9 protein-coding genes are annotated in these 7879 nt (G+C 70.4%); 3 read left to right on the top strand and 6 right to left on the bottom strand.

Annotated features, from left to right (window positions below; translation table 11 throughout):
- Positions 1-524, bottom strand: a 524-nt coding sequence (modA, locus tag D7Y21_RS24640) for a molybdate ABC transporter substrate-binding protein (RefSeq protein ID WP_121716045.1), incomplete at its 3' end; no start/stop codon positions are given.
- Between the two features lie 145 nt (positions 525-669).
- Between modA and D7Y21_RS24635 the strand changes: the two genes are divergently transcribed.
- Positions 670-1107 (top strand): MarR family winged helix-turn-helix transcriptional regulator, encoded by a 438-nt coding sequence (locus tag D7Y21_RS24635; RefSeq protein ID WP_233591397.1) that lies wholly within the window; start codon positions 670-672, stop codon positions 1105-1107.
- Positions 1108-1112: 5 nt separating this feature from the next.
- On the opposite strand, the gene D7Y21_RS24630 is transcribed toward D7Y21_RS24635, so the two are convergent.
- A complete protein-coding gene (locus D7Y21_RS24630) occupies positions 1113-1745 on the bottom strand; it encodes a YdcF family protein (RefSeq protein ID WP_121716043.1) in 633 nt (210 codons plus the stop codon).
- A gap of 220 nt (positions 1746-1965) precedes the next feature.
- Between D7Y21_RS24630 and D7Y21_RS24625 the strand changes: the two genes are divergently transcribed.
- The gene (locus D7Y21_RS24625) at positions 1966-2529 is read left to right on the top strand and encodes a hypothetical protein (protein ID WP_120561134.1); all 564 of its coding nucleotides are present in this window, start codon (positions 1966-1968) and stop codon (positions 2527-2529) included.
- 3 nt (positions 2530-2532) lie between these two features.
- Here the strand turns inward: D7Y21_RS24625 and D7Y21_RS24620 are convergent, their stop codons facing one another.
- From D7Y21_RS24620 to D7Y21_RS24610, 3 genes are all read right to left on the bottom strand, one after another.
- Positions 2533-3447 (bottom strand): endonuclease/exonuclease/phosphatase family protein, encoded by a 915-nt coding sequence (locus D7Y21_RS24620; protein WP_121716041.1) that lies wholly within the window; start codon positions 3445-3447, stop codon positions 2533-2535.
- An 89-nt stretch (positions 3448-3536) separates the two neighbouring features.
- The gene (locus D7Y21_RS24615; RefSeq protein WP_121716039.1) at positions 3537-4169 is read right to left on the bottom strand and encodes an MXAN_6652 family MXYO-CTERM-anchored protein; all 633 of its coding nucleotides are present in this window, start codon (positions 4167-4169) and stop codon (positions 3537-3539) included.
- A gap of 115 nt (positions 4170-4284) precedes the next feature.
- Complete coding sequence (locus tag D7Y21_RS24610) at positions 4285-4980, bottom strand: DUF4336 domain-containing protein (RefSeq protein WP_120561131.1); 696 nt, start codon at positions 4978-4980, stop codon at positions 4285-4287.
- 127 nt (positions 4981-5107) lie between these two features.
- On the opposite strand from D7Y21_RS24610, the gene proS reads away from it, so the two are divergent.
- Positions 5108-6541 carry a proline--tRNA ligase gene (gene proS, locus D7Y21_RS24605; protein ID WP_120561130.1) on the top strand — a complete coding sequence of 478 codons (1434 nt, stop codon included), beginning with the start codon at positions 5108-5110 and terminating at the stop codon, positions 6539-6541.
- Positions 6542-6611: 70 nt separating this feature from the next.
- Here the strand turns inward: proS and D7Y21_RS24600 are convergent, their stop codons facing one another.
- Complete coding sequence (locus D7Y21_RS24600) at positions 6612-7853, bottom strand: adenylate/guanylate cyclase domain-containing protein (protein ID WP_120561129.1); 1242 nt, start codon at positions 7851-7853, stop codon at positions 6612-6614.
- Positions 7854-7879 lie beyond the last annotated feature (26 nt).

Below are 7879 nucleotides of genomic sequence, written 5' to 3'. Positions count from 1 at the left end.
CTCCCCGCCTCCACCGCCGCCAGCGCGGCCCGCACATCCACCGCCGGCACCACGCGCGGCGCCACGTCCGCCCACACGCCCGCCTTCGTCAGCCACGCCTTCGCGTACACGCCCGCCGGCACCGCCGCCGGCTCCGCCAGCACCACCCGCTTGAGCCCCTTCAGGTCCGCCGGTCCGGCGACCTTCACCGCAGACTTCACCGGGACCACCACCACCAGCCGGTTGGACAGCAGGTCCACCCGCGAGCCCGCCTGCACGAGCCCTGCCCGGTCGACCGCGTCCAGCTTCGCCTCGTCGGCGGAGAGGAACGCATCCGCAGGGGCCCCCGCGACCACCTGGCGCGCCAGGTCGCTGGACGCTCCGAAGGCGAACCGCACCCGGTGCCCCGACGCCTGCTGGAACGCGGGCGCCAGCGCCTCGAGCGCGTCCGTCGTGCTCGCCGCCGCGAACACCAGCACCTCCTCCGCTCGCGCCGACGACACCGTCACCCACACCAGCAGGAACCCCCACCACGCACGCCGCATCGTCCGCTCCTCCCTCCCGCCGGCCCCGCGCCGGAAGCCGTCTTGAGCCTACAAGTTGACCCGCAGGCACCCCGCCGCTAATGAATACTCTGTGTCACGGAATATCCATAAAGAGGATGAAGCGCTCTCGAAGGACATCGACCGGATGCAGGAGTTGATGTTCTCGCTGGGCCGTCGCCGTTCACTCCGTGACCCCATCGCCAGCACCTGCGAGCAGCTCCAGTTCACGCCGCCCCAGGTGCATGCCCTGCTGTGGCTGGGGCTGGATGGCTCGCTCACCATGGGTGAGCTGGCCCGGCGACTGGGCGTCACCGAAAAGACCGTCACGGGTGTCGTGGACCGACTGGAGCGCGAAGGCCACATCCAGCGCGAACGCGGAGAGGCCGACCGGCGCATCGTGCGCTGCCGCCTCACCGACAAGGGCAAACAGACCTTCGCCAAGCTCGACCGCTCCATGCACCGCGCGATGGGCGTGGTGATGGGAATGCTCGACCCTGATGACCGCCAGGCCCTCTTCCGGGTCCTGGAGAAGGTGCTCAGCAAGCTGGATGCGCCCACGCCGGACGCCGCGTCCGGGACCTGAGGCCCTCAGCGCCCGCCCGGCGCCCGCGCCCACAAGAGGCGCGGGTGCAGGAGCAGCGCGAACGCCTCCCGCACCGTCCAGTACGCCCGGTCCCACGCGCGCATCCGTCCGGCGATGGGGGCGGGGCTCGTGGCCACCTCCAGCCCCTCGCGCCGGAAGCACTGCCTCGCGCGCAGCAGGTGATACGGGTCGGAGACCACCACCACCCGGCGTGCCCCTCTCTCTCGCAGCACGCGCGCGCTGAACCGCGCGTTGGCTTGCGTGGAGTGGCTGTCCTCCTCCAGCACGCACGCGGACGCGGGCACGCCCGCCGCCACCGCCAGCTCGCGCATCACCCGCGCCTCGGACGGCGAATGGGTGCCCACGCCGCCGGACAACAGCAGCCACGGCGCCACGCCCCGGCGATACAGCGCCACCGCCTGCTCCACGCGCGCCACCAGCGCGCCGGACGGCACACCGCCCGGTAGAACCCGCGCGCCCAGCACCACCAGCGCGTCCGCGTCCGTCACGCGCTCGCGCCGGCCAAAGCGGTCCACCCACCAGGCCAGTCCAAACACTCCGCCCGTGAGGACTCCCGCGCACAGGAGCAGCACCCGGCGCGCACGCCCGGGTCTGGGAAGAAGGGAAAGGGGACGCACCGCCGGGAACCTAGTCCTGCACCGGACATCCCGCGGCCCTGCAAACACCTTCAGCAAGGCATTGTGTCCGCGATAACAGGTTTCACGGTGTGGGCTGGACGAACGACCGGGTGAATTGTCGCGATGCGTATCGCCGGAGAGTGGGTCTCAAGACACAATGCGTAAGATGACCCGGCCGGGGTCCGAGGTGAACCCGGGGCGGCCGGTGGGAGGCATACGGATGGATGTCAAAGGCGTCGCATTCCTGGCACGGCAGACCATGGCGGTGCAGGCCTTCGGCGAACCGGCATGGAAGGCCTTCCTCGCGGAGCAGGCGAAGCGGGACCCCATCTTCGGGCAGCTCATCATGCCCGTGTCGCGCATCCCGGCGGATGCATTCCTGCGCTTCAACGAGGCCATGACCCAGCGCTTCTACGGCGGCGACACCAAGGCCTACTGGCAATACGGCATCAAGTCCGCCGAGTACGCGCTGGGCCAGGGCCAGCTCAAGACGATGTTCGGCAAGGACGACTTCCGCCGCTTCGCCCTGTTCACCCCCGGCATCTGGAAGGGCTACTTCACCGAAGGCGAGCTGACCGCGCAGCTGCAGGGTGACACCGTGGAGCTGCGCATCACCGGCGTGCCCCGGCCGCACATCTACTTCGAGCTCGCGGTGATGGGCTTCGCCGCCGGGGGCCTCGCGTACCTGAGCGGCCGCAAGGAGATCCACCACGAGGTGGTGAAGGGCTTCAGCAAGGGGGACATGGAGGTCCTCTACCGCTTCACCCTGCCCACCCCGGCTTGAACCTCAGGGCGCCGCGGCGGCCGTGGCCGTGCCCGCGGGCGCGGCCGGAGCCACGACAACCGGAGCCACGACGACCGGAGCCTCGGCGGGCGCGAGTCGCAGGTCCGCCACCACGGGGTAGTGGTCGGACACGCCCACGCGCAGCACGCGCGTGGACACCGGCGTGAACGCGCCGCACGCCATCACGTAGTCGATGCGCAGGGACTTCAGGAACAGCGGCATCGGGTAGGTGCCCGTCCCGTCGGAGCGGGTGACACGCGCCACGTCCTGGAGCTGACGGCGCAACAGGCGCACCGGGCGCGAGTCCGGGTCGTCGTTCAAATCCCCCATCAGGAGCCGCGGCCGGGTGTCCTTCGCCAGCAGCCGCGAGATGAAGACGCTCTGGCGCACACGCGCCGCGCCGTTGAAGGGCCGGCGGATGAGGTGCGTGGCGTAGACGCTCACCTCGCGCCCGTCCACGTCCAGTACGGCGTGCGCCAGCGTGCGCGGCTCCGCGCCCCGGGGCGTGGGCAGCGGGTACTGCGCCAGGGACTGAAGCGGGTAGCGCGACAGGAGCGCGATGCCGTACGCGCCGCCATACAGCCGCGTGGTGCCGAAGTGCGCGCGGTACTTCAGGCCGGTGAGCGCGGACAGCCGCTCCACCTGGTCCTCGCCGCGCGCGCGTGTGGAGCCCACGTCCACCTCCTGCAGCGCGACGACGTCCGGGCCCTCCTGGCGGATGACCTCCGCCACCTGCTCCAGGCCCTTGAGGCCTGACTGGATGTTGAAGGTCATCACCCGCAGGGCGCCCGGGTCGCGCGCGGGGGCGGCGGCGACGGGGGTGGTGCCCGAGGACAGGGTGGGACGCACTGCGGGACCGGAGGCACAGGCCAGCGATCCCGCGACGAACAGGGCGGTGAGGAGGGGGCTCGTTCGCATCAAGGGGGGCGATGGTAGGCCGCCCGCCCTCGCGCTGTCGTCCCGCCCCCGGGGCCCGGCCGGAGAGCAGGCGGGCTCGAGGCCGGGTCTCAGCCCTGGCGGGACTGACGGCGGCGGCGCGCGGCCAGCGCCACGAACACGGCGATGAGCGCAGCGGGGGCGCCGCTGGTGGCCACGGAGCAGCCGCCCTCGTCCTTCGTGTCATCCGGCGTAACGGGGTCGCTGCCGCCGGTGACGACGACGTCCAGCGTGGCGTTGGCGTGCGAGTCCCCGCCCTGGTTGTTGTCGCCGTTCACGGAGTTGCCGGCGGCGAACACCTTGTAGGTGCCGTTGGTGGCCGGGGCCACCAGGGAGAAGTCGAAGCGCGCCGAGCCATTGGCGAAGGCCTTGGGCAGCGAGTGCGTGAGTTCGCCGCTCATCACCTTCGTGCCCGAGCCCGCGGTCAGCGTCGCGCCGTCCACGGCCACGTTCATGCCCGCCTTCACGCCAGGGCCGCCGGTGATGGTCAGCGAATACTGGCCCGTCTGGCCCGCCGTCAGCGCCGTGGGCCCTTCCAGCGTCACCGTGGGGGTGCTCGAACCGCCGCTGTGGCAGCCGGACGCCGTGCAGGACAGGCCGCTCTGCTTGCCGCTGCGCCCGTTGATGCCAGTGGAGTTGGCGAACGCGGAGCCCGCGACAAGGCACACCGCGACCGCGCCCACGGACGAAAGAATGGACCGCATGGAATGAACCTCCTGGGGGGAACTCAGGAAAGAGGAGGTTCCCTTGTAGCGCGGCGCGGCGTGGAGTGCAGCAGGCGACACTCCCCTGTGACGCGGAGGCAGGACGTACCGCGACCTACAGCCGGGAGAAGGCGTCGTGGAGGGCCTTCTGGCCGCCGTGCTCCAGCACCTGGCCGTGGCAGACGACGACGCGCTCCACGTCCCACTTCAGCGCACGCTGGAGTGAGGCGCGCACGGCCTCCGGGTCCTTGGTGAACAGGCGCAGGAAGCGCGGGGCGGCGAACCGGCCCAGGACGCCGTCCAGCCACAGGTACGCGCGCAGCTTCCAGCCCTCCGAGTGCGCGTAGTGGAAGGCCAGGTCGGTGACGAGCGCGGTGCGGGACGGGCGGTGGAAGAAGAGGAACTCGTTGAGCTGGGGCATGCCGCGCACGTGCATCTGGTCCAGCACCGGGGCCCAGGCGGGGTCCGGGAGGTCCTCCAGCTCCAGGTCGATTCGCAGCGCCGGCTTCTTCGCGCGCAGCCCTTTGGGCGCCACCACGCGGGCGTCGGGGAAGGCCGCGGCCCAGTCCGGCAGGTGCAGGTGGTGGAAGAGGTTGGGGGCCACGAGGAAGCGCACCGGCCCCAGGGCCGCCACGGCGGCTCTCCGCTCCGGCGTGAAGGCGACAGGCGAGTGCACCCACAGCCCGCCGTCCGGCAGGCGGAGGACCGTCATCCGGCCTCCCACGGGGACGCCGAAGAGGGAGAAGGGGGCGTCGAAGACGTGGACGTCCTCGGTGAGCTGGCGGGGCGCGGTGTCAGGGGGCGTGGGCATGGCGGGTCGTTTTCCAAGCATGGACGGCGTTCAGGGGACGAGTCCGGCCTGTGTCCGGCGTTGATTTCCGGAACATCCCATCGTAGGCAGCCTCCCACTTTCCATCCCCTAGCAAGGTGCCCAGCACATGGCCGAGAAGCTCACGCCCCGCGAGAAGGGCTTTTCCGAGTGGTACGTCGACCTGGTCCAGAAGGCGAAGCTCGCCGACTACTCGGACGTGAAGGGCTGCATGGTCATCCGCCCCAACGGCTACGCGCTGTGGGAGAACATCCAGCGGACGATGGACAAGATGTTCAAGGACACGGGCGTGAAGAACGCCTATTTCCCGCTGCTCATCCCGGAGAGCTACCTCAAGAAGGAAGCCGAGCACGTGGAGGGCTTCAACCCGCAGCTGGCGGTCGTCACGCACGCGGGCGGCCAGAAGCTGGAGGAGCCGCTGGTCATCCGGCCCACGTCCGAGACCATCATCAACCGCAGCTTCTCCAAGTGGATCCAGAGCTACCGGGACCTGCCCCTGCTGGTGAACCAGTGGGCCAACGTGATGCGCTGGGAGATGCGCACGCGCCTGTTCCTGCGCACCACGGAGTTCCTCTGGCAGGAGGGCCACACCTGCCATGAGACGGAGGCGGACGCGGAGGAGCGCACGCTGCAGATGCTGGAGGTCTACCGCACGTTCGCGGAGGACTACATGGCCATGCCCGTGCTGCCGGGGCGCAAGTCGGAGTCGGAGAAGTTCGCCGGCGCGCTGCGCACGTACAGCATCGAAGCGATGATGCAGGACAAGAAGGCGCTCCAGGCGGGCACCAGCCACAACCTGGGCCAGAACTTCGCCAAGGCCTTCGACACCACGTTCCAGGGCCGCGACGGCCGCGTGCACCACGTGTGGCAGACGTCGTGGGGTTCCTCCACGCGCCTCATCGGCGGGCTCATCCTCACGCACTCGGATGACGCGGGCCTCATCGTGCCGCCGAAGATCGCCGCCACGCACGTGGTCATCATCCCCATCGCGGGCAAGGCGACGGATGTGGAGAAGACGCAGGTGATGGAGAAGTCGCACGCGCTGGCCGCGGACCTGCGCAAGGCGGGCCTGGGCGTGGTGGTGGACGACGACGAGAGCAAGGGCCCGGGCTTCAAGTACAACGAGCACGAGCTCATCGGCACGTGTCTGCGCATCGAGCTGGGGCCCAAGGACCTGGCCAAGGGCTCGTGCGTGATGGTGCGCCGCGACCTGCGCCAGAAGGAGTTCGTGTCGCTGGACGAGGCCGTCGCCAAGGCCCAGGTGATGCTGGACCAGATGCAGAAGGACCTGTTCCAGAAGGCGAAGGACTTCCGCGACTCGCACACCTTCGAGGTCAACTCCTACGAGGAGCTGAAGGCGCGCGCGGAGGACGGCTTCCTGCTGGCGCACTGGGACGGCGACCCGAAGACGGAGGCGCGCATCAAGGAGGAGACGGGCCTCACCACCCGCTGCCGCCCGTTCAGCCTCAAGCAGGAGCCGGGCAAGTGCGTGATGACCGGCAACCCGTCGCAGGGCCGCATCGTGTTCTCCAAGGCGTACTGAGCACGCGCTGACGTGTGCAGCACTCGCGGGGCTGGGAGGCGACTCCCGGCCCCGTTGTCATTTCAGCGCGTCAGCTGGCGGCGAGCAGGACGCGCTTCCTGGGCAGGAAGGTGGCCACCGGCTCCGGCTTGCCCGCGACGGGCAGCGGGGCGGCGGCCTCGAAGTCGAAGGTGTCCCTGCAGCGCTCGCGCGTGGCGTGGGAGACGAGCACCGGGGCGCCGACCTTCTTCGTCAGGCCCTCGATGCGGCTGGCCAGGTTCACCGCGTCGCCGATGACGGTGTACTCGCGGCGCTGCTCGCTGCCGACGGCGCCCACCACCACGCGGCCGGTGTGGATGCCCACGCCGATGCCGAGGGGGAATTCGCCCCGCGCGGCGCGCTCCTGGTTGAGCGTGTCCAGCGCCTCCAGCATGGCCAGCGCGCACGACACGGCGGCCTCCGGGTGGTCGGGCTGCTCCAGGGGCGCGCCGAAGTACGCGAGGATGCCGTCACCCATGAACTTGTCGAGCGTGCCACCGTGGCGGAACACCACCTCCACCATGCGCGACAGGTACTCGTTGAGCAGCGCCACCACCTGGGGGCTGTCCATCCGGTCCGACAGCGTGGTGAAGCCGCGGATGTCTGAGACGAGCAGCGTCACCTCGCGGTGCTCGCCGGCCTCCCCGTCCGTGCCCTTCTCCGAGATGCGCCGCGCGACCTCCGGGGAGAAGAAGCGGCCCAGCCGTTCGCGCTGCATCTCCTCGCGCACGACGTCCGTGACGAGCCCCATCACCGTGCGGCTGATGAAGAAGGCCACCGACGACGCGAGCACCATCACCAGCACCAGTCCGGGCAGGAACTGGGACGCGGGCAGCCCCGCGCCCAGCGTCAGCATGGCCACCGCGACGATGCCCATTGCCGTGGCCGCCGCGACGATGAGCCGCGACAGCGTCACCATGGACACGATGACCACCAGCACCAGGTACACGCCCATGGTGAGCAGCGCGATGGCCACGCCGTTGGCGGAGCCCCGGATGGACCACTCCTGCAGGAAGTAGATGAGCGGCATGTCCAGGAGCGCCACGCCCAGCGCCGGCCGCCGCAGCAGGTCCGGCACCCGGCGCGCGCCCGCCCACAGCAGGACGGCCAGCGCGATGTAGCCCGCGAGCACGCCGCGCGACACGTGCCAGTCATCCAGCACGGCCAGCGCCAGCCACGCCGCCGTCGCGCCCATGCGCGTCACATTGAGCCAGGAGCCGACGTCCGCGCGCCATTCGTCCAGGCGCCTTTGCAGGGTGGACTCGACACGAAAGCGAGAAAGCAGGGACCGCATGTATCAGGGAGGCTACCCCACGCGTG

The organism is Corallococcus sp. AB045 (genome assembly GCF_003668895.1).
Taxonomy (GTDB): domain Bacteria; phylum Myxococcota; class Myxococcia; order Myxococcales; family Myxococcaceae; genus Corallococcus; species Corallococcus coralloides.
Note: the sequence above shows the minus strand (reverse complement) of the source record. Positions and strands in the feature narration are given on the sequence as shown.